Source organism: Brucella pseudogrignonensis (genome assembly GCF_002252525.1).
GTDB classification, from domain to species: domain Bacteria; phylum Pseudomonadota; class Alphaproteobacteria; order Rhizobiales; family Rhizobiaceae; genus Brucella; species Brucella pseudogrignonensis.
Map to the genome: position 1 here is coordinate 37,868 of NZ_NNRM01000042.1, position 20,557 is coordinate 58,424.

Sequence of the window (20,557 nt, forward strand, 5' to 3'; positions counted from 1 at the left end):
TGATCGCCGTTGTGGCACGGCAGGTAAAAGGGGTTCCAGCGTGAGTAGTGAGTCATTGGATTTCGCAAATGAGCATTCTTTGGAAAGGACCAATGATCCTGAGATCGATAAACCAGTCTTCAGGCGTTCAGGTTTTAACGGAATAAGCACGTTTGAAGAAATAGATCAGCGACTTGCAAAATACCTGCGCGACGCACGTGAAAAAGCGGGCCTGAAACAAGCTGATTTTGCGCCACTGATGGGACTGTCTACGCCAGTTTATGGCCGTTATGAGCGGGCGTTTTCAAAGCTACATGTCACTCGAATGGTTCATATTTGCGAAGTGCTGAACGTTATGCCCATCGACATGCTTTACGAGGCAGCACCTCATTTGTGGGGCAAAAGTGAGGAGGAAGCCAAGGATCGCGTCGAACTTGCGAAACTCGTGGCAAATCTCCCGCACAGCACTACGCGTGACTTGCTTTCGTTGGTTAAAAAAATGGCAGACTTACAAAGCCAGGTCGATGCCAAACCCCAAAGCACGGATTCAACGAAATAGTCGAAGCCAGCGATGGCTATTGCGAATAGCCGACAATTGCTCGAAATGCACGATCTGAAGCGTGTCTCCCGAAAGTGGGAACCGGTTTCGGGATAGAGACATGCGTAAAAACAAAAGCTTAAAGCGTATCGTGTGAATATGATTGAACGCGACACGCTTTAAGAACCAATCATCGATTGGCTGATCAGGTGCACTGTTGTATTGCCAGACTTAATATGATACTAAATTTCGCACTAAATTGGATACGGAACTTGTCATGCAACGTGTGGAAGCAAACATAGCGGTTAGTGTTTCGGATCTCAAAAAAAGTCCGTCCGCAGTTATGGACGAGGCTAATGGCGAGACCGTCGCCGTTCTTAATCATAATCGAATTATGGCTTATATGGTTCCCGCTGACGTCTATGAAGACATGCTCGAGAAGCTGGACGATATTCGCCTTACTGAGATAATCAGGAAACGAGCCGACGAAAAAGGAATTTCGGTCGATATCGATGCCTTATAAGCTTGAATTCTTGCCCTCGGCACTCAAAGAATGGAATAAACTCGGCTCAACAATCCAGGAACAATTAAAGAAAAAACTGCGTGAACGTTTGGAAACGCCGCGGGTCGTTAGCGCATCACTTCACGGTATGCCTGACCACTATAAGATAAAACTACGTCAATTAGGCTATCGGCTGGTTTATTCCGTCAACGACGACACTGTGACGGTGTTGGTCGTGGCCGTTGGAAAACGTGAGCGTGGAGATGTTTATAATACCGCTCGCTCCAGAACACAGTAGTATCTCATAAACTTGTTATTTCTGTCAGATCCGATGCGGCAGAAAAGGCCTGTTTGACATGGAGGCCGCTTACGCGACCTCCGATCTGTGTATCGATGTAAGCCCATGCAGATAATCGGCAATCGCCTGAGCTTTGGCCGCCGCAGTGATGATGGCGCGTTTGTCCGCCTTCATGACGGACATCCAACTTTCAAGGTACGCGGCTGTGTTTTCGCGAGGATCATGGGATACGCCCAGGTCAGCGCAAAGGAATGCTGCGGACAGTTCCGCGACCAGCTCTTCGAGCGCATAAGCGTTGGTGCCGAAGCGGCCCGACATGTCACGATCAAGGCGATGTCTTGCGCCTGACCAATGACCAATTGCGTGAAGAAGCGACGAGTACAGGTGGACGTCGCTTAAAAAACGCTCCCGGTCGGGCATGAGAATGTCGTCAGGTCCAGGACGATAGCAAGCCTTCGTGCCGCCGTAGTGAATGACAGCTCCGGTCTGGTGGACAAAGGTGTCGACGGTTTCATTGTGCGGCACGGGCACCATAGGCATCGGTTCGGCTGGGCTGTAATATTCGGTAGGCAGGTGTTCGATCTGCTCTACGTTGAATACCGTGTAGCCTTTGAGATAAGGGATTGAACGGTCGTCATCGGCGTCCTGATCCTTCGGGGTAAAGGTGCCATATTTAACGACAAGCGATCCACGTTCGCCCTTCCGGATTTGACCGCCGATGTCCTTTGCCTGACGATAGGTTATCCAGGTGGTGTCCTCGTAGCCGTTCATCTGCGATGCGATCCAGAGCATAGGGACATTGATGCCGCGATAGGCCTCGCCGCTGGATCGGCGTGGGATGATGGAGGTCGCTGACATTGTTCATAACCGTCTCCATTCGTTGGTTGACGGCAAGAAACGGAGATAGCCGAAACGAGCCCATGCACCCTTTGGGCCGCAACGGAAGAGGAGGACCGCGAAGCGGTTGCATGGGAGAGTGGCTATCGCAGCTTGTCCGTCAATCAGCCAACGAACGAGACGGCCTAGATGTCAGTCACCGGTTGCGAACGGGACCGGCCTCGGCGCGGAGGTTGCACTGCTTATCGTTCGCGGTCGTCGGAATCCCGCTCGGGTGGCTTGTGCGCCGACAACTCTGCAAGCCGGGATGTGTTCGCGGCGCTTTTCTGCTCTGGCGGCATTCGTTCGACGACGGGTTCATCTGCATTTCTGACCTGATCTTGATGCGACAGGCGGGACAAGTCAGAACGAGCCGTGAATGTGATTTCGGTATCATCATTGGGCAACCGCTCTGGAAGGTCGGCGCGATCGACGGCAACAATCCCGTTATCGGTAACAAGGCTGGCCACACGGATATCGTGACCGAGAACCTGACCTGAAACCTGTTCGCCCGGCCTGGCGCTGCGCACGTTGTGCTCGAAAGCATTCTCACCGCGCATTTCCAGATCGACGAATGCAACTCTTATGGCTTCCTGTCGGTTTGGATCGATCGCGTCTTCAAAGAAATGTTTCATCGCCGGATTGGAGGGGTCGTTGGTCGTCGCGATCGACGCTTCGATCATGCGCGGCTTGGTAATGACCGTGAAGTCAACCTCATGACCATATTCGCGACCAAGAGATGCTAGCAGCGCCTCCTGCGTCCGTCCGTTTCCTTCTCGAAACGGGTGCACATAATTCAACTCTGCCAAAACTTTACCGGCGATCTCGGCGAACCGTTCGACCGAAGATCCACGCAAAATTTCGGGATTCCGGATCGGTCTAAAGGCTTCATCCAAGCCCATCTCGATACGCGAGCCGTGTAGGAACGAGGTTCCGCCTTAACTATTGCGGTTTGCGGACAACGCGCTCTTTGTATTCGTCGCGCGTGATATCGCCTGCGACATAGGCCGCGGTTGCCGCTTCCAACAGTGGATCGTGGACATAGCCCTGTCGCATATTTGCGGCGCGCGCCTGATCAGTAGCCTTTTTGCGCTTGGCAACAGCTTCTGGAGATCGATCCGGACGGGGGGCATGAAAGTTCATCGTCAAAACTCCTGTTGTGATAAACCCTAGCGCAAAATCCAGAAAACTAAGGGATTTTTGAGGCTTTCGATGCATTGCGCCCGGCACTTGGCCGGGCGCTGTTGGGCTATCAATTGCGCGGTTCCCATTCGAGAACGGCCTGAAGGCTTGGGTCGTCCTGTCCGCCGAAGCGACCGAGGTTGGCGTTGTAGTTCAGGCGACGGATCGCGAGATTGCGCTTGAAGCCTTCGCCATCGGCCTTTGCCCTTTTCCAGATCCCGCCAACCTCGATATTGAAGCCACGCGGAGACTTGGCGAAAACGCGGTGCGTCGGAGCGTCCGGGTTTTCCGAGTTGAAGGGCACGACCTCGATGTCGATGTCGTCGGTCAGGGTTGAGATGCGGCCATTACCGGATGCGGTGTCGAGGTCTTCGCTGTCGAACTGAATGAAGTTGGTGATTTCGTTGGCCATGGTATTCACTCCTCTATGTGGTTGCGATGATCGTTCACGGGCACGGCGGTAAGTGGTGTTGCACCCTTGGGCCGGAGCGCAGCGGAGGAAGCCGAGGGCCGAAAAATTTGTCGCGCGAGAAGCCGCAGGCGGGGAAATTTTTCTGGCTTCCGGCTTTGCGGCAACCGCGTCGACGTGCGAACGAGCGTCAAAAGCAACCGAATTAGAGGTGTGCTCTATGCGCCAATATGGCAATTCGTCTCGGTGGCATAGACCGTTGATACGGTACCGATAGCAACGCATAATAGCCGGATAAAGCCTATTTTCAACAGATTTCGTGTGCTCATGGCAAGTATGGATAACCGGAGCGGTTCTCTGCACTGATTAATCTGGAATACCAAATTGGCTATACGCGGTGGGCGTTATATGAAGGCATGGGCCAGACGATAAGTGCGGGCTCTCTGCGTCCGCCGACCATATTCCAAGTAAACGCTCGCGTGCTCCGCTTCGGCATACCCGTATTCGGCAATGTCGATGCCGTGGTTTCGCGGCAAGTAGCGCAACATCGCTTCAGCCTGACCCGCGCGTAACATTGCAAGGCCGATATCCGTATTCTCGATAATGCACTGACCGACAGAACGGTTATAGCGATCGGCGTCAACGGTTCGGCAGAACACGTGCTACCCGTCGATCATTTTGCGAAGTTAGCTGCACGCAATCAGTCAGCATGGCCACGTCTTACCGTTCAAAAGGCCGCTCTGCCCCTTTTCGCAAGCCTTGATCACGCCAATCCGAACACCCTGTTGTCCTATGCTGATCGTATCGCCATCGATGACGCGGGCCGTTCCGGCGGCGGAACCCGGCCATTGTTCAGCGACAGCAAGACCGACTGTCATCAGCTGGGCCTCCGCGGGGCGAAAACGTAGCGTAAAATAAAACACCCGCCGCGGGAGGAGCGACGGGTGTTTATGGTGAAGACCAGACCTTGGGAGGAAGATGCTGGTCTCTGATCGCCGAGGATTGGGAGGAAGGTCCTCAGCGATAATCAAGAATTATCAGCGACCTGAAGCCTGACGAGCTACGGACGGGATTTCCGAAGCCATAATGCCCAGATCGTTCAGTTCACGAGCATTCAATTGGCTCAGTTCGTTGACGGTGTTACGATAACGGCGCCAGTTGCTGTACGAGCGGATCAGGTTCATTTCTCTCTCCTCAAAAATTCTCTCTTTGTCTTGCAAACAGCATATAGGTCCGAGCTAGCGCGGGTAGAAGCGCCAGATTCGCATGGCTGGCATGCTGAAAGGCTTGCAACGATTTTCACGCTTCATCTTTTAAGATGCATTTACTTGCATGTTTTCTGCAAGCTCTATAGATGTATCTCAGCTACATGTTTTAATGCAGCGACCAACGCGCCGCGTTTAGCCCGGTTCCGTTAGCTTTACCCAAGAAGCTTTATGTTGATTTCCGAACCAGTAGCGCGGTCACAAGGAGCACACATGTCACAAACACTGAGTGAACAAACCGTTGCAATCGTCAAGGCAACCGTCCCGGCACTGAACGCTCATGGGCTTGATATCGTGAATGAGATGTATTCACGACTGTTCCAGAACCCAGAGATTCGGGATATGTTCAATCAATCCCATCAAGGACTGACCGACGCGCAACCAAGGGCATTGACCGGCGCCATACTCGCTTACGCGAGCAATATCGATAACCTTGGCGCACTGGCGCCAGCCGTAGAGCGCATTGCACAAAAACATGTCGGGCTGCAGATTTTGCCGGAACACTACCCACATGTCGCAGAAGCTTTGCTTGGCGCTATTAAGGCCGTTCTTGGAGACGCGGCAACTGAAGAAGTGCTTGAAGCATGGGGAGAGGCATACTGGTTTCTGGCAAATATCCTCATGGCCCGCGAAGACCGCATCTACGGGGATCAAAAAAGCTCAACAGGCGGCTGGAATGGCTGGCGTGATTTCCGCATTGAAAATGTTGCCCGCGAAAGCAGCGTCATATCGTCTTTCATTCTTCGCCCGGTCGATGGCCAGCCAGTTATGGAGCACAAACCCGGTCAATACCTGACCTTCTCGTTTGAAATCGACGGCCAGCCTGCTGTGAAACGGAATTACTCTATTTCCAGTGCGGCCAACGGGGAAACCTATCGCATCTCCGTGAAGCGCGAGCCGAAAGGCGTTGCCTCGAACTGGCTTCACGATCATGCGACCGTAGGAACAGTGATCAAGGTCGCAGCGCCGGCTGGCGAATTTTTTCTGGCGGAACGGCCAATGCGGCCAACTGTACTTCTGTCAGGTGGTGTCGGTCTTACGCCAATGATCGCCATGCTCGAGACAATCGCCAATCGATATCCGGAGGCTCCAACACACTATATTCACGGCACGCATGACCGCGAGACCCATGCCATGCGGGACCACGTTCATGCCCTTGCCGCTAAGAGTACAGCAGTCACGGTTACAAACTTCCATCAGACGCCTCTCCCTGACGAAACCCCTGGTGAGGACTACGATCGTGCAGGACTGATCACTGATGATTGGCTGATTACAAACACACCCGTAGGTACCGCTGATTATTATATTTGCGGCCCTCGCCTTTTCCTGCGCGCAGCGGTTTCAGCCCTGTCGCTTGCCGGCGTGCCGTCGGATCGCATTCACTATGAATTTTTCGGACCGGCAGACGAGCTTCTGGCCGCGTAGCTTATGCCCGTTAGCCCTGTATCATGATGAGTACGAGGGAAAATAGAATGTTTTCCCTCGTTACGTATTCCAGCATGGCAATCGGCCTGCCTCGTGCAGAGAAGCTTCAGGTCACGCTGAAACCGAGAGGTGACTGTTGTTTTGTCAGTCGCCGCAGGACCACTTTATCTGTCAACAAATCTTCAACTGTGTAGCCGTCGAACACAGCAAGCATCGCTTCAACCCCTTTGGCAAGGACGCCGGTAAGGCCACAAGCCTGCGAAAGCACACAATCAGGACAATCTGCCAGTTGAAAACCTTCTTCGGTGCGTCGGACAACCTGGCCGACAGTTATCTTGTCTGGAGCCTGTGCGAGACGCAGACCTCCGCTCCGTCCACGAATAGTTTCGATGAAACCGTCGTCTACCAGCCCCTTCACGACCTTCGTAAGATGGTTATGTGATATTGCGTAACTATCCGAGATTTCCCTGATCGAGCACAAACGTTCCCGGTGCAATGCGAGATGGATCAAAACGCGAAGTGAGAAGTCCGTGTAAAGCGTCAATCGCATTAAATAATCCTGGTGTAAGCCTCGACGGAGGAGTTTCCCACGTTGTACTTGGACAGGCCAATTACAGCAAACCGAATTGTAATAAACCCCGCAGTGCGAAGAAGGGTCAGGTAAACCGCCTTGAGGACCTATTGACCTGAGCGTCTGAAACTCCTCCAAACGTCTGGAACTGCCGTTCTAAAAGCCGCTCTGCTGCACCTCGCAAGCGTCGATAGCGGCAATCCGGACACGCTGTTGTCGTTGCTGATCGTATCTCCATCGATGACGCGAGCCGTTCCGGCTACGGAATCCGACCATTGATCAGCGACAGCAAGCTCCATAGTCAGCAGCAGGGCCACCGCGACGGCGAAAATGTAGCGAAAGATCAATGTATTCCTTCCATTCCATGACGGACAGCAAGCCCGAAAACCGAGCGGGCAAGATGCAGTTCGCCGGCGGCGGCACGCTCAGTCATTGCGCGCAAATAGCCGCCCGGCGACGTCACTTGCCTCTCGTCGAACTTTTGCAGCGTGATAGCGATGGCAATTGCGGCTGCTTGTTCCCCCATCTGATCGACCGCGCGGCGGCGAGCATCTTCCGAAATTCCGGCCATGCGGCAAATTTGCGGGGCGAGGCGAGCCAATTCGACCCAGGTGCGGGGCCGCGACATTCCATAGGTGGTCAGCGCCGGTATTGCCCGTAATAAATCCTTTAGAGCCACTAACGCTTGTGGCGGGTGGTGTGGTTGATTGATTTTACTCGAATTGCGTCCCGGGCTTTTCTCGAAAGCCCTCTTACTGGCGAAACTGGTCTTTGGGAAATTGAGTTGTTCGGCTAACGCCGAACGCATTTCATCTCTACTATTTTCAAAGAGATAGGGGTTTGTAATCTGTTTGTGCATGTCGTTTTCGGTATACGAGCATGTCGAATCTTCGTTTCTAACGGAAGGCTGCTCACGGCGTGGCAGCTGCATTACCCGCTCGACAATCCATTCAATCAAGCCTGTTGCGCGACGGAGGACGACGCTTGATGCCTTGGTCGCGATGCCTACCGCATCGAGAACACGCGCGTAACGCTTTTCGATCATGGCGCGCAGCCGAGCGGGCAGCTCATCGGTAGAGGCGAGCGCGTAACGCAGATTGCGAACAGCGCCGCGATAGCGACGCAGGATCGCATTGAGTGCTTTCTTTTCCGCCTTTGCCTGCCGGACCATCCCATCGAGTTCCGGGAAGCGGGCGATCAGAACGCGCAGATCGATACCGCAAGCGTAGGCAATATTGCCGTCCCCGCTACGAACCGGATAGCGCTTATAATTGCCGCTGTCCTGCATGGTGATTAAACCGGCATCGAATAGCCGTGACAACATGCGGCTCACACGTCCCTCGGATCGCCCGATCTCAAAGGCAAGCGCCGCATTGGATTTAAAGACGATCGGTCGGCCGCCTTTGTCATAGCTCTCTGCCGGAGCCGTATTGATCACGGCAACAAGCAAGTGCGCCTCTGTGCCATTGATGAGGCCAAGGCAAGGGAGTGACTGCGCAAGGCCGATCAGCTGGCCGCGTGTCACCGTTCCAATCTCTGCGAACTGAGCCATTCGACGAAACTCGGTTCGTTGTGGTGTATTTTTACGGCCGATCCGCCGCACAGGCTGTAGGGCTTCCCCCATACTCCTCGTCTCCTCTCAAAGACCAGGCAAAGCTTTCCCATTCGCCGAAAAGCGCTTCTTATTGACTTTGGAAGTTGGGAGTGCAATTTTATTTTGTACTGAATGTTTGAAAATAGCACCCGCTTCCGGATTTTTTCGGGAGCGGTTTTTCTTTTTTACCCGGTCAAATTCTCCTTAAAGTTTAGTATTCGATGGTGAGGAATGTTACCGATTTGGTTTACGCCCACAACCCTAAAACAGACGCTTATCATGAAAAATTCCTCTGATATGGCCATTACGTCTGGTTCTCGGACCAATATTTCCTATCAAAAACATTCAATCGGTCCTTTGATTGTACCTTTTCGGTAATTTGCTTCATGCTATCCGTTCCATTAACCACAGCCTTCTCGCCTCTCCTAATAGGCCTCCGGCAACCCTACAGCGCGATATGAGAGCGCGGGTGCCTCCGGCCGGCGGCGTTCGCTACGCTCACACCGCAACTGGCCCACTGGCATTGTCTGAAGAGCCAATTCTGATAAACGCGAGATCAGGTTTCTACTGATGGGTCTTCGACGTTTTGAAACAAGGGTCAGGTTGGAATCTGGATAAAAGGTGGTTATATTTTCGACGTTCAAAGCGAATGGAAACGTGACCAGATTGCGTTGAGCGGCCCCGGTGTTTTTGGGATGAGCGCCGGGGTTTTAATTCTCTTGGTTCGCTCCGCGTATGGCGCCATGTAACGATTGAACGATGGCTCAAATAGCGCGCGACCCGAGACACTATTTCTAAAAGTCGGATATTGATGGGGTAGATCGGCAATTTGAAGAATTAATTTTCTCTGCTAGCTTACTTGCCGACGGCCCGTTGAGAATAATGGGAGAAAAAAGAGATGAAATCGTATTCTATAGATCGGCTTTTAGCCGCCGATACTGTTCGCGCTCTTATCGTATTCCTGACGATACGAGTTTCTTTATGAAGAAAACCGATCAGCAGGTTTATAGTGAGATCTGCCATGCAGTCCACGTTGACCGGAGTTTGAAGGAGCCGTTTTCCGCAAAAGACATAAGACGGTTTTGTCCGCAATGGCCATATACACGTCAATTCAGATTTCTGGCGGGAAACTGCACAGAGAAACTCTGTGAAGACGCCGCCCTATTTGTTCGTGTAAGTCGTGGCCAATATCGGCTTCGGGTCCGGAAAATCGAAGCATGCATCAATGAACCAAGCAGGTTAGTCCATTAAACAGAAGCCGAAATTAAAGGTTCTGTCTCAGTGACAATTTGACCGTTGTGGTGATGAGAGCACTTAGATCGCAGCCGAAAGACATTCTGCCCGCTTGTTAAAGCCATCAAATACGGCAGTCCACGGCCGTGTAGAGAGCGTTCATCCGTATTCAGGCGCTGCTGCAAAGTTAAATTTTGTAAGCACGGCTTTCAATCAAAGTCTTGTTTACAATTTTATGCGCAGTATCGACTTATGAACGACAATCACCCCTCGTCAAGGATCGATTGGACTGGCCAATCATCTTTCAAACGCCGACAACGCGTTCGGCTATTGGTCTCCGTTGTTTTCATGTTGATAGCTCTTGTCGGATTCACGACACTCGCGTACGGCCTCCTCGCATCAAGTACATCTGACCGCGCCATCCTTTCAGAAGACGCGTCGTCGAATGAAATGTTTGACTGATCCTAACAAGGTCACTTTGCTTAGCCTGTTACAGGACACGGAATGACACGCCGCCTTGCCGATCAGTATCGTCAATATCCAGAGATAAGAGATCATGGACATCGGAAGGTTTCAGTTCCACTTTCTGGGCGTCCACCGCTGTAGCAATAGCTTGCTTATTCCCCCAGAGTTTCCCCCGCCTTGTCGTATCAGGGCCGTCTGCAGGCTCCGCAATACTAAATTCAATCTGGCCGACATCAACGCCGTCACAAATCAAACTGCCTGATCCATTCAGGAATATGACACTCAAGGATGCTCCTCCTCACAAGAACTGATAAGGGTCATATGGCTAGCTTCTGTTTGGTTCAATGATCAATCGATCAAGTGTCCGCGATACGAGGCGGTTACGCGTCCATTGCATATTTAATAATCTCCATCGGCAAAGCAAACTTCGCTCCATTTAAGAGGATCCATATGGCAACGGGCACGGTAAAATTTTTCAATCAGGACAAGGGTTTCGGCTTCATTAGGCCGGACGATGGCGGAAGTGATGTTTTTGTGCATGTCTCCGGCTTAGTCCAAGCGGGCGGATCACTTGGAGAGGGCCAGAACGTCAGCGATGAGACTGGTCAGGATCGTAAGACTGGCAAAGCCAAGGCAGAAAACGTTCGACCGCTCTGAAGCGGCATCACCCAGAGTTTTCGCCACGTCCATCGCTGCAATCTGGCGGCGATGGCCTTCGAGCAGGCACCCTTCACTCATATAAACGTCCGATCCTCGTGGATTGACGATCCGACCGTTTTGTATGACGCCAACGGGACCCTGTGGACCATCCCAGAATTCGGCTTACTCGCGATAGATATTTCCAAATCATGGCTGTGCCTTAGAAACGAGTCAACGCAGCCTCATCTTGAGACGAGACATCCACTTGCCTTCATTCCCGAAAACAGAAGCTGGCTGATGGAGAAGCCCCCTCCCCTCGCCTTCTGTGTCAGAGATCGCAGATATCCGCCAGGCGAATTGATGGTCGATAGTTTCTGCAGAATCCACGCAATAGCGGTTGAAGCGGTTTCTGGCCCCATGAAACGGATCGCTTCCTGATAGGCTGATTGACTGATGCCAAGAAAGCCCGAGACGATAAGCGAGGCATCACGAAGCTCACGCCAAGTGCCAATTCCGTTCCTTCCGTATTCGCGGATATCTGGACAAGATCGAAGTACCTGGTCGAGAGAAATGGACGGCGTTAACTCGATAGAAGTTTCCCTTTCAGCTTTCACGGGACCTGGTGTTTCCGCAGAAGGCACCTTCAAATCAATCTTTTCGCCATATTGAAATTCAAAAAGGGATTCTGGTAGGGATTCATTATGCTGCCGCTCATATTGGGTGTCGCTGCCGCTCATTTCCGAAACAATCTCTATTGTTTTCAGCGCGATAGCCAATTCACCACGAATGGTTTCAAAACTGGCCCTGATCGCGGACAGTTCATCAAGAGATGCACGGCGAGGAATGGCGTCGACAATGGCGCGGAAGCGAATAAACAATGCTTCGATACGTTCACCACGCTCACCTATTTCCTGGGCCCTATCCGCAAAAGCTGCCGCCATATCTCGGCGCATGACGGACACTTCGTCGCGAAGACGCTTCAATGCTTTCTGATCGGCAAGAATCTTATCCGCGATAGCAGCAATTTCAGAGGCGCGGTCGAGCAATGGCGCAAAGGAAAAGCCGAAGGCAAGTTCAACGCTCCCTTCCCTGTCCTTATGAGCATAACGCTTGCGAGTTGGGCTATCTTTGCGCGCAATGATCCCGGCTTCGATCAGGGACGCCAGGTGACGGCGCAGCGTTGATTCAGGCATGCCGTGAGCACGCAGCGACAGCTGACGATTGGATGGGAAAACGACGAGGCCGGTTTTCTCATTCATGTCATCGTCAGGGAGAAATGACAGAAGCGAGCTCAGCACGGCAAGGCAACGATCGTTCAGACCGAACTCAGCCTTAGCGACGCAAAGCTGTTTGTAGAGTGCCCATCTGTTTACAGCCCTCCCCTGCTTCGGCTTCTCTTGCTGACCAGAATTTTGGGCAAAGGCCTTCATTCGCCCGCGAAATGCGGACGTATCAGTCATCAGAATTTGCATTCCCTCTCACCTTTCAAAAGGCAAAAGAAATCCACCCGCCAAAAAGACGCTTACGACTCTTGACACTGATTCGTGGAAATGCGATTCTCAGTCTGCTAGAACTTTGAGAGAGGCTTCCACGACGGTAACGTTTGGGGGCCTTTTTCTTTTGCTAAGTCTCCTAGTTAGGCTGTTTACTGTCCTTATATTCTTCATACAAGCGCTTCATATTATCCGATATCCACGCTCCAAACGCTTTTCCTTCAGGCTCGGAGAACTCGACAGCATATCCTTTAGGCTTGGATTTGGTAACTGCTCTTAACTGAGAGTCATCAGAACGCCAGGCATGATCCACTGTGTTTGTTGATACTTTGTTCGCTTGCTTAAGCGACGCGAAGACCGCTTCAAAGCGTTCGACGCTATTTAGAGTCTGCAGAGTTTCATTCTGAAGAACGGTTTCGAACGCGTCAGGCTTATTGGCTAGCAGTGTAGCCATCGAATCCCATTTCGGTCGTCCAATACCAGGCGCTGCGCCAATAGCCTTTATGAGCTCTTCAGGTAACTTTCGTGCCAACGCAATCATTTCGGACAAAACGCCTCTGGATGAGGTACCGAACGTTGCCATGATCACCGCTCTCGTCGTTCCGCGATCTTCCAGGCGCCGAGCAAATAATGCCTTCTCAATAAAAGTAAGATCTTTGCGTTCAAGGTTTTCGTTACCTTGCGCTATAATCAACTCGTCGTCGGACAGGTCTCGAATGAACGATTTGACCTTTATGCCAAGCTGTTTAAGTGCCGCAACGCGCCGATGTCCGTAAGCAAGTTGATAACGGCCCGATTGATCAGGATTTGGCCTTACAAGTACGGGTACTGCCTGACCGTTCTCCTGAATGCTATTCAATAAAGCGTCAAACTCCGCGCCTGTATGCTCATCTAGGCGATCTTTGACAAAGGATGCATCAATAAGATTTGCATCGAGTTCTACAATAGCTTGGCCATCGGCTAGCGCTTTGCGGAGTTCGTCAGCTTCATTCGAAAGGCCGGTAATGGCATCATTCATGCTTTGCAATGCGCCCGAGGACACCTGCGGCCGTCTGGGTGTGTTCTCAGCTGAGAACTCATGGTTAGTCGTAATCGGTGTTAGAAAATCTCGTAAAGCATCTCGGCGCCTGCTCATTTTCTACCCCACGCATCTCTCACTAGTTCTTCGAGTTCACAATTGACGGCATCGAGAGCTTCGATCGCACGATCATACGTCTGCCGATGAAAGTTTTCTCTGCCGACCTCGTAAAGAGTCTGTTTCGTAATTCCCGCGTCTGATATCGCGGCGGACTTGACCATCGAATTAGTTAATACCCGGTCTCCGAATAATCCTTTAAGAAGGCCCGCAATCTGTGACTGGGAGCCGTCGTTTGGTTCGTAACGAGTAAGCACATAGCGAAACCAGTCATAGTTCGCATTGCCTCCTGCTCTTTCAACAACATCAAAAAGGCCAGCGGTCATGTGCAAGAATTGACTCATTGATGCTACATCGAGCATTTGGGGATGAATTGTTACAAGCACCGAAGTAGCGGCACAGAGAGCCGACAGAGTCAGGTAACCAAGCGAAGGGGGGCAATCGAGAACCACGATGTCATAGTCGCCTTCCACACTTTTCAGCGCGGATGCTACTCGTGTGAAAAACAATTTGTCAGTTGATCGCGACGCTGATGTTAAGGCGCGAGGAGTTTCGTGTTCGAATTCCTGCAATTCGAGATTACCAGGTACGATATCGAGACCGCTGAAATATGTAGTTTTAATGATGCTTTTGAGTGACCGTTGAGCTTCATCATACCTGATTGCACCGTAGAGCGTCTCGTTAGGCTCGAGATCAAATTCCGGCTGTATTCCAAATAAAGCAGACAATGACGCTTGAGGATCTAGATCTGCGGCTAGAACACGATAACCGCGAAGTGCAAAGTACTGTGCTAAATGTGCAGCCGTAGTGGTTTTGCCTGAGCCGCCTTTGAAATTAGTAACGGCTATTACCTGAAGTCGATCGTCTTCCCTACGACGTTGGTCGTAGCTTTTTTTATTATTACTCAGGTGATGCCGGATAGCATGGATCTGCTCCAAGGAATAGAGGCGCCTACCAGCAGCGTTCTTTTCCGCGTCTCCAATAACGCCGTCGTTTACGAGGGTGCGAAGATAGACGTCACTGATCCCAATCAGCTTTGCTGCTTCGCCCGGAGCAAATTTACGTAACTCTTTCTGAGCGGTCGGCGGGAATGCGCGTGCGCGAAGGTGTTGAAGCTGGGCGCTCAGTGTGTCGGCGTCCGCTTCAATAAGCCGAGTTAACGACTTTTCTACGGATTGCTTGACATTAGTGGCATTGGCGCTGTGGATCATTAAAATCGCTCAACAAGGAAAATAATCGGATTGAGCGTCAGAATGACCGTATCGTTGTGAGTCGTCAACAACTTTAAAGTTAATGATAGGTTAACGCGATCCAGGCAGAACAGGCAATTACCCATGATCAGGTGGGGCTGTTCGCTGTCGTGCGAAGTGGCCAACAAGATGTGTTCTCAGCTGAGAACAGGAGTTCGATTATTGCGACATTAAAACATGAGTTCGCGGAGGCAGGCTCAGATCTATAGCCTGACGCATAGTCAAAAACGTCAGGGGGCGATCGGTTGCCGCTTTTCAAATGAAGGCTGGGCTGCTGTGAAAAACCGCCCACAGAAGCCGGTCGTCGAATTCGGGTGGCAGTGATGGCAGAAATCGAGAGGCGTCTACTGAAATGGTTATCTGGTTGGTCAAGTCTGGGTCAGGAGTATCTGGGCCAATGCCTCTGGTTCCAGTCGAGCTATGTTGTGGCCGCAATCGAGAGAAAAGGTTGACCAATCCGTTGCGTTGTCCAAACGTCGATAAAGGTCGAGAAACGGACTGCCCTCCCATCCATGTGCGCCAACGACGATCTTACGAGGCACTTCACGCCAGCGTCCGGTTAAAGTAATTGACTGGAGAAATGTCCCGATGGGCTGTGGGCGGCACCGTGGGTCTAGATTGGCGGGCGCGGCACAATTCAGCCCGTCACCTTTTGCACCTGCGATGAACATGTCTCGAAAATGCGGTGTTGTCAGCGACCAGACTGAGTCGCCGGATTCCGGGACATAAGCGTCGACATAGACCAGTGAGCGGATTCGCGACGGAACGGCGTCCGCTACACCGCTCACGATCATTCCTCCGTAGGATTGCCCGACAAGGATCAAGTCGTCACTATGCGACTTCACGACATCAACGACCTCGCTTATATGGGTTTCAAGATTTGCGGATGGGGCAGGTGTATCACCGAGCCCCGAAAGTGTGATTGGCACAACCATGTGCCCGTGCCCAACAAGTATATCTGCTACTTTCTGGTAAACCCACCCGCCCTGCCAGCCTCCAGCTATCAGAATAAACGTGGCCATAATATTCGTTCCTTTTGTTGACGCGGCAGCGCACTGAAGAATAGCCAGCTTTTGCTTGTTGTCATGCTGAAATGGCCGACTGCTTCGCACCCAATTCCGTCGTGCTCCTGTACGGTCATCAAAGTCGGCTTTCGACCAAGCCGCCGTCCAGGGTCGCAATCGAAAATGCGAAAAGCGGTCGTAGCTAAGCTTTGCTAGCCAGAACCGTTCTCGGAACTTCTGAACTCGTCTCGGGAATCTGGATTTACAACTCCGCCTGATCGTAAGCGCGTCGACGCGCCTTGATGGCATCCAGATTGTCGTGAACCCAGAAGTTGAACCCTTCGAGGGCACGCAAAGCTCCATGGCCGATATCCGTCAGTTCATACTCAACACGTGGTGGCACTTCAGGGAAATAGTGACGCACAACCAAGCCGTCGCGCTCGAGATTGCGCAGCGTGAGCGTCAGCATGCGCTGGGTGATTTCACCGACCTCTTTCTTCAATTCTGAAAAGCGTAATCGATGATCCTCAGCCAGTGAAAGACGCCAAAGAACCGGAACAATCCATTTGTCACTTAGCAGGCTGCATATCCCGTTTGACGGAATGGGCCTGAACGGCCTGTCGTTCTCTGATCCGCGCGCTGTGCCGACATCGCTCTCTTCGTTCAAAGGTATCATCCTTGTGCCTAACGCTGAAAAATGTGCCGTCTTCCGGCTGCACATTATTCGTATATATGGATGGCTCTTGTTTAACACGAGGGTTTCAAGTGACCAATAGCAAGCACTCTATTCTCGTTTTCGGCGCCACCGGAAGACAGGGAGGATCTGTCGCCAATGCTTTGTTGAAGGCGGGATGGCGCGTTCGCGCGCTCGTTCAGGATTCCAGCAAAGCTGCATCGCTGCAATTGCGGAATGCAGGCATCGAGCTTGTGCAGGGTTCATTTGAAGGAACCGATGTTATCCGCTCGGCGATGAAAGGCGCCTATGGTGTCTTCAGCGTGTTACCTGCAAACTTGGCCGCCGAGGACGAAATTCGTTATGGTATATCGATTGCAGATATAGCGGCTGAAACCGGCATCAGCCATTTTGCTTATTCATCAGGTGCCAGTGTGGGGAACGAACTGACAGGCGTTCCGCGTTTTGACGCCAAGCCTCGTATTGAAGCTCATATTCGACAACTCGACATGACGACCACTATCATTCGGCCGATGATTTTCATGGAGATGCTTGTGCGTCCCGGTTTCGGTCTGGACAAAGGCCATTTGGTTTCCCTCATCCGGCCAGATGATTCCATTCAGCTAACCGCCGTGGAAGACATCGGCAGGTTCGTTGCTGCGGTGCTTGCCGACAAGACCCGTTTTGGCGGCTCAACGCTTAAGATCGCAAGCGACCGTCTGACTGGGCGCGAGCTTGAGGTCATCCTCAGTGAAGCAGCCGGTCGTCCGATAACCTACGAACGGTTTCCTGACAAGGTACTCGCTGCAAACGCTGATCTCGCGCATATGGCAAAGAGTCTGGAAGACGGGCCGCTTGCCGAGCAGGTCGATCTGACGCTCATGCACGAAATCAACCCCGACCTGCTGACTTTTGCGTCCTGGCTTGCTGGCGATGGGCGCAGTGCGCTCGATGCAGCCTTGCACATCTGAGTCTCGTAAACTCCAGGCGGCTGTCGACCTTCATGGCGGCCCCATATCGTCATGAATGACTTTCCCTGAAGCTGACGTTAAGATGGTCGGAGTTGTCGCAGATTTTGGGTGACAGCAAAAACCAAAACTTTGTACGGCCATCAAACACAGACCGAAAGGGAAAGATGCGGAAGGTAGTGATTATCGTCAGTGCCATTGTCTTGACGTATTCGATCTCTGCGAAGGCCGATCGGCTTGTTTGTTCTGAATCAAGACATCTGCGCTACATGAAAATGGTCGGCGAGGTTGGCGAGATGGGGATCGACCTTGACCCCGTGGGGCAAGATCGTGCGGCTTTCGAGAGGTTGACAGCCGCATATGAAACCCTCAATCCGAGGGGATCGAAGACCTCGCTTTTCGTCGCGCATGTTCCCACTGGTCAGATTTACAGTCAAACATGTGTGGAAGAGCGCTGTACGATGGAAGAAATGGCAATGCCAGAGCAAGCCTGTTTGATCGATCATATGAACCAATGTAGCTATATTGCGCTTCGCTTCCGAGGCGAAGAGTTCTGTCTACTCCGTTCGCCGCAAAACTAGCGTGTTGCGCTTAATCCCACCCCAAACGCGCCATTCTGGCTCGGAATAGCTAAGTTGTGTGGTTGCCTTTCGATCAGGCGCCTTTCTTCTCGATGACAGCAAACTTGCGGAGAATGGCGTCGCACGAACGAATAAGTCCGGGCAGGTAGGACTGATCGCTCTCCAGGACGAAACGATGATGTTGATTGACGGGATCAGCGGTCATTTCGATCACCGCTTCAACTTGCCCTAGCTTCTGCATCTTCAGAACAGCATTGATCTCGGGTTCTAAGCCCTTGAGTGTGGCTTCGCCAGTCAACGAGGCCGCCATTGCAGTGAGTTGATCGCGGAACTCCTTGATATCCACGGTCATCAGTACGGGCCCCTCACATTCGACACGTGCGCCGTTCGCCTCCATGCGCGCGCGGACCATCAGCCAGTTTCCATCCCAGAAGTCCGACACATCCGGGAACTGGCGTCCATCAATCCAAAGCGAGAAGCCGCTGAAGCGCAAACCGGGTTCATCTGTCATAGCCACAACAATGCCATGTCGTCCGCCCGTCTTCTACTGACCAATGTAAAAAGTCCCCGTTCCACGTGCGACCCTTAATCCTTGGATGGAGGGTTTGCACTTTAAAGCAATCGCGATGCCCGTCCGCTGCGCCGTTTGGCGTTGTTGTAATAATCGGATGCCTGCTGCACCGAGCGATGACGCGATTGCTCCATGGCTTCGGGGAGTGGGATGCCGCGATTGGCTGCTTCGGTGAGATAGCCGGAGCGCAGGCCGTGCGCGGAGAATTCACGTGCGTCGAGGCCTGCCATTTGCGCGCGTTGTTTGACGATCCGGTTGACGGCGCTTGGTTCCAGCGCTCGCGCCGCAACATTGCCCCAGCGATCAACTTTTCGAAACACGCTGCCCTTGTCGATCCTGGCTGCTTCCAGCCAGCGGGTGAGGGCTTCGACGGAACGACCGGTCAGATAGACGATTTCATCGTGATCGGCACCACTGGTTTTGGTGCGACCGAGATGGATGCCGAGAGAGGGGAGGGGAGAGCCGTTCTCATCGGTGACCGGTGCCTGTTTGACCAGCTGTTCTACGCGCAAGCCGGCTATTTCGCTGCGCCTGCGCCCGCCTGAGGCAAAGGCTACCATCAGGATAGCCCGGTCGCGCAAAGCGGTTAGATTCTCGCCGGCACACGTCGCCAGCAGCTTGCCCAGAATATCGCCGGTAATCGCATGGGCACTCTTGCGGCTGCGCGGCCGGTTCAGGGCGCGCACCGCAAGACGGATGGCCGATTTGACAGAAGGCGATGAAAACGATCCTTCCAGACCGCGCCAGCGGGTCAGCGTCGACCAGTTGGCCAGACGTCGGCGGACCGTTGCCGGTGCATGCGGACCCGACACACGCAGAAAGCCTTGTTGGCGCAATTCCTCTTCCACGTCGGCTGGCATACCGTGATCGGGTTCGATCTCGCGTTGCTGCGGCCGCCACAAATGATGCGCAACGAATTTCAGGAGCAGGGCCTCCGGCGCGGGGAAGGGGAGGGGATTGCCGGTTGCAGCCATTGACCAGGCTTCGAGATAAGCCAGATCCGAGGTCAGCGCGCGCAGCGTATTTTCGCCCATGCCTTCATTGACCAGATGACGGAGCGTTTCGACATCCTCATCCGTCAATATCCCGGCCAGCATGTCGCGGCGGTTCATCGGCAAGACGGCAGCGATCGTATCGAGCGTTTCGGCACGCAATAGTGTTCTGGATTGAACGTTGTCAGTGATCATGGGCGAGTGGGCCCAGAACAATGGCCCTTTCCGCACGGGCGGCGGCGGCCAGCTTGCGATCCAGCGTGGCCAGCGGTAGGCTTTCTGTCAGGGCGAGCGCTAAATAAGCGGCATCGTAAGCGCTGAGCTGGTGGCGTCGGGCGACCCGAACGACTTCTGAATCCTCGCTGCGCGATACGAGGCGCAGCGGCAAGGCGTGAAAACGCGTCAGAGCTGTGTAGATGATGTCCTCGCCAATTCGCCCGCGCTTTTCGGCAATCAACAATATGCTGCGGATTTCATGCTGCAGAAGTTCCGGCGCAACGGCGTCTTCATCGGCCAGTCGGTTCATCATCTCCGTGGCGAACGGATGATCTTCATCAGGCAGCAGCCAGGCACCGGCAACTGAGGCGTCGACAATAAATGCCATATCAACGGCGCCCTTCTTCAATCCACGAGCGGATTTCATCCTGGGTGACAGGTTGCGCCTGGGCCCGGAAAGCCCGCACAGCTTCAATCGCGGCCAGGCGCTGACGTCGTTCATCAAGCGCGACGAGGCGCGCGATGGGTGTGTTGCCACGCGAAATGATCACCTCTTCGCCCGCTTCGACCCGCGCCAGCAAGTCTGAAAGATGCGTTTTGGCTTCAGCGACTTTCACGGTTACAGTCATGGCCAGATCCTCCGGCTGTTAATCAGGTGGCAGTGGCAGCATTTATCGGTTCTTGAGGGCTGTTGTAGC

25 protein-coding genes and 1 pseudogene are annotated in these 20,557 nt (G+C 52.9%); 7 read left to right on the forward strand and 19 right to left on the reverse strand.

The annotated features are described in order from the left end of the window. Positions 1–40 precede the first annotated feature (40 nt). The 3 genes from CEV34_RS19340 (at position 41) to CEV34_RS19350 (ending at position 1,317) form a co-directional block, all read left to right on the forward strand. Positions 41–538 (forward strand): helix-turn-helix domain-containing protein, encoded by a 498-nt coding sequence (locus CEV34_RS19340; protein WP_094544281.1) that lies wholly within the window; start codon positions 41–43, stop codon positions 536–538. A gap of 256 nt (positions 539–794) precedes the next feature. Beyond that, on the forward strand, positions 795–1,040 hold the full coding sequence (locus CEV34_RS19345; protein WP_094544282.1) for a type II toxin-antitoxin system Phd/YefM family antitoxin: 246 nt from the start codon (positions 795–797) through the stop codon (positions 1,038–1,040). After that, positions 1,030–1,317 (forward strand): type II toxin-antitoxin system RelE family toxin, encoded by a 288-nt coding sequence (locus CEV34_RS19350; RefSeq protein WP_165902970.1) that lies wholly within the window; start codon positions 1,030–1,032, stop codon positions 1,315–1,317. Before CEV34_RS19345 ends, CEV34_RS19350 begins: the two co-directional genes overlap by 11 nt. A gap of 69 nt (positions 1,318–1,386) precedes the next feature. Here the strand turns inward: CEV34_RS19350 and CEV34_RS19355 are convergent, their stop codons facing one another. From CEV34_RS19355 to CEV34_RS19380, 7 genes and pseudogenes are all read right to left on the reverse strand, one after another. Further along, positions 1,387–2,175 (reverse strand): ArdC family protein, encoded by a 789-nt coding sequence (locus tag CEV34_RS19355; protein WP_235819114.1) that lies wholly within the window; start codon positions 2,173–2,175, stop codon positions 1,387–1,389. Between the two features lie 221 nt (positions 2,176–2,396). Then, positions 2,397–3,131, reverse strand: a pseudogene (locus CEV34_RS19360) (Fic/DOC family protein); the annotation flags it as partial. Positions 3,132–3,135: 4 nt separating this feature from the next. Then, on the reverse strand, positions 3,136–3,336 hold the full coding sequence (locus CEV34_RS19365) for an antitoxin VbhA family protein (protein WP_094544284.1): 201 nt from the start codon (positions 3,334–3,336) through the stop codon (positions 3,136–3,138). Between the two features lie 109 nt (positions 3,337–3,445). Continuing rightward, positions 3,446–3,787: a DUF736 family protein gene (locus CEV34_RS19370; protein ID WP_094544285.1), complete on the reverse strand. Its 342-nt coding sequence runs from the start codon at positions 3,785–3,787 to the stop codon at positions 3,446–3,448. 401 nt (positions 3,788–4,188) lie between these two features. Continuing rightward, positions 4,189–4,443 (reverse strand): thermonuclease family protein, encoded by a 255-nt coding sequence (locus CEV34_RS27405; RefSeq protein WP_235819115.1) that lies wholly within the window; start codon positions 4,441–4,443, stop codon positions 4,189–4,191. 45 nt (positions 4,444–4,488) lie between these two features. Beyond that, positions 4,489–4,662 carry a hypothetical protein gene (locus CEV34_RS27410; RefSeq protein ID WP_235819116.1) on the reverse strand — a complete coding sequence of 58 codons (174 nt, stop codon included), beginning with the start codon at positions 4,660–4,662 and terminating at the stop codon, positions 4,489–4,491. Positions 4,663–4,821: 159 nt separating this feature from the next. Further along, complete coding sequence (locus CEV34_RS19380) at positions 4,822–4,968, reverse strand: DUF1127 domain-containing protein (RefSeq protein ID WP_084486958.1); 147 nt, start codon at positions 4,966–4,968, stop codon at positions 4,822–4,824. Positions 4,969–5,262: 294 nt separating this feature from the next. Here CEV34_RS19380 and hmpA point away from each other — a divergent pair, with 294 nt between their 5' ends. Then, positions 5,263–6,474 carry an NO-inducible flavohemoprotein gene (gene hmpA, locus CEV34_RS19385; protein ID WP_094544286.1) on the forward strand — a complete coding sequence of 404 codons (1,212 nt, stop codon included), beginning with the start codon at positions 5,263–5,265 and terminating at the stop codon, positions 6,472–6,474. Positions 6,475–6,580: 106 nt separating this feature from the next. Here the strand turns inward: hmpA and CEV34_RS19390 are convergent, their stop codons facing one another. The 3 genes from CEV34_RS19390 to CEV34_RS19410 form a co-directional block, all read right to left on the reverse strand. Beyond that, entirely contained in the window at positions 6,581–7,024 is a 444-nt protein-coding gene (locus CEV34_RS19390) for an RrF2 family transcriptional regulator (RefSeq protein ID WP_024899939.1), read from the reverse strand. A gap of 364 nt (positions 7,025–7,388) precedes the next feature. Then, positions 7,389–8,669 carry a plasmid replication protein RepC gene (gene repC, locus CEV34_RS19400; RefSeq protein WP_024899937.1) on the reverse strand — a complete coding sequence of 427 codons (1,281 nt, stop codon included), beginning with the start codon at positions 8,667–8,669 and terminating at the stop codon, positions 7,389–7,391. A gap of 1,693 nt (positions 8,670–10,362) precedes the next feature. Further along, positions 10,363–10,623, reverse strand: coding sequence for a hypothetical protein (locus CEV34_RS19410; RefSeq protein WP_094544287.1), 261 nt, complete (start codon positions 10,621–10,623; stop codon positions 10,363–10,365). Positions 10,624–10,787: 164 nt separating this feature from the next. Here CEV34_RS19410 and CEV34_RS19415 point away from each other — a divergent pair, with 164 nt between their 5' ends. Further along, on the forward strand, positions 10,788–10,994 hold the full coding sequence (locus CEV34_RS19415) for a cold-shock protein (protein WP_094544288.1): 207 nt from the start codon (positions 10,788–10,790) through the stop codon (positions 10,992–10,994). 224 nt (positions 10,995–11,218) lie between these two features. On the opposite strand, the gene repC (CEV34_RS19420) is transcribed toward CEV34_RS19415, so the two are convergent. From repC (CEV34_RS19420) to CEV34_RS19440, 5 genes are all read right to left on the reverse strand, one after another. Continuing rightward, the gene (repC, locus tag CEV34_RS19420; RefSeq protein ID WP_235819117.1) at positions 11,219–12,436 is read right to left on the reverse strand and encodes a plasmid replication protein RepC; all 1,218 of its coding nucleotides are present in this window, start codon (positions 12,434–12,436) and stop codon (positions 11,219–11,221) included. Positions 12,437–12,608: 172 nt separating this feature from the next. Continuing rightward, complete coding sequence (repB, locus tag CEV34_RS19425) at positions 12,609–13,604, reverse strand: plasmid partitioning protein RepB (RefSeq protein WP_094544290.1); 996 nt, start codon at positions 13,602–13,604, stop codon at positions 12,609–12,611. Beyond that, positions 13,601–14,815 carry a plasmid partitioning protein RepA gene (repA, locus tag CEV34_RS19430; protein ID WP_094544291.1) on the reverse strand — a complete coding sequence of 405 codons (1,215 nt, stop codon included), beginning with the start codon at positions 14,813–14,815 and terminating at the stop codon, positions 13,601–13,603. Before repA ends, repB begins: the two co-directional genes overlap by 4 nt. Positions 14,816–15,222: 407 nt before the next feature. Next, positions 15,223–15,876: an alpha/beta fold hydrolase gene (locus CEV34_RS19435; protein ID WP_094544292.1), complete on the reverse strand. Its 654-nt coding sequence runs from the start codon at positions 15,874–15,876 to the stop codon at positions 15,223–15,225. 244 nt (positions 15,877–16,120) lie between these two features. After that, entirely contained in the window at positions 16,121–16,534 is a 414-nt protein-coding gene (locus CEV34_RS19440; RefSeq protein WP_094544293.1) for a winged helix-turn-helix transcriptional regulator, read from the reverse strand. A gap of 89 nt (positions 16,535–16,623) precedes the next feature. Here CEV34_RS19440 and CEV34_RS19445 point away from each other — a divergent pair, with 89 nt between their 5' ends. Both CEV34_RS19445 and CEV34_RS19450 read left to right on the forward strand, forming a co-directional pair. Continuing rightward, on the forward strand, positions 16,624–17,502 hold the full coding sequence (locus CEV34_RS19445; protein WP_094544294.1) for an NmrA/HSCARG family protein: 879 nt from the start codon (positions 16,624–16,626) through the stop codon (positions 17,500–17,502). A gap of 92 nt (positions 17,503–17,594) precedes the next feature. After that, positions 17,595–18,080, forward strand: coding sequence for a hypothetical protein (locus CEV34_RS19450; RefSeq protein WP_143853447.1), 486 nt, complete (start codon positions 17,595–17,597; stop codon positions 18,078–18,080). A 73-nt stretch (positions 18,081–18,153) separates the two neighbouring features. Here the strand turns inward: CEV34_RS19450 and CEV34_RS19455 are convergent, their stop codons facing one another. From CEV34_RS19455 to CEV34_RS19470, 4 genes are all read right to left on the reverse strand, one after another. After that, a complete protein-coding gene (locus tag CEV34_RS19455) occupies positions 18,154–18,591 on the reverse strand; it encodes a WapI family immunity protein (RefSeq protein WP_094544296.1) in 438 nt (145 codons plus the stop codon). Between the two features lie 101 nt (positions 18,592–18,692). After that, positions 18,693–19,838 (reverse strand): site-specific integrase, encoded by a 1,146-nt coding sequence (locus tag CEV34_RS19460; RefSeq protein WP_094544297.1) that lies wholly within the window; start codon positions 19,836–19,838, stop codon positions 18,693–18,695. After that, positions 19,828–20,247 carry a type II toxin-antitoxin system VapC family toxin gene (locus CEV34_RS19465; RefSeq protein ID WP_094544298.1) on the reverse strand — a complete coding sequence of 140 codons (420 nt, stop codon included), beginning with the start codon at positions 20,245–20,247 and terminating at the stop codon, positions 19,828–19,830. The genes CEV34_RS19460 and CEV34_RS19465 overlap by 11 nt, the downstream gene beginning before the upstream one ends. Before the next feature lies 1 nt (position 20,248). Further along, entirely contained in the window at positions 20,249–20,488 is a 240-nt protein-coding gene (locus CEV34_RS19470; protein ID WP_025091207.1) for a type II toxin-antitoxin system Phd/YefM family antitoxin, read from the reverse strand. Positions 20,489–20,557 lie beyond the last annotated feature (69 nt).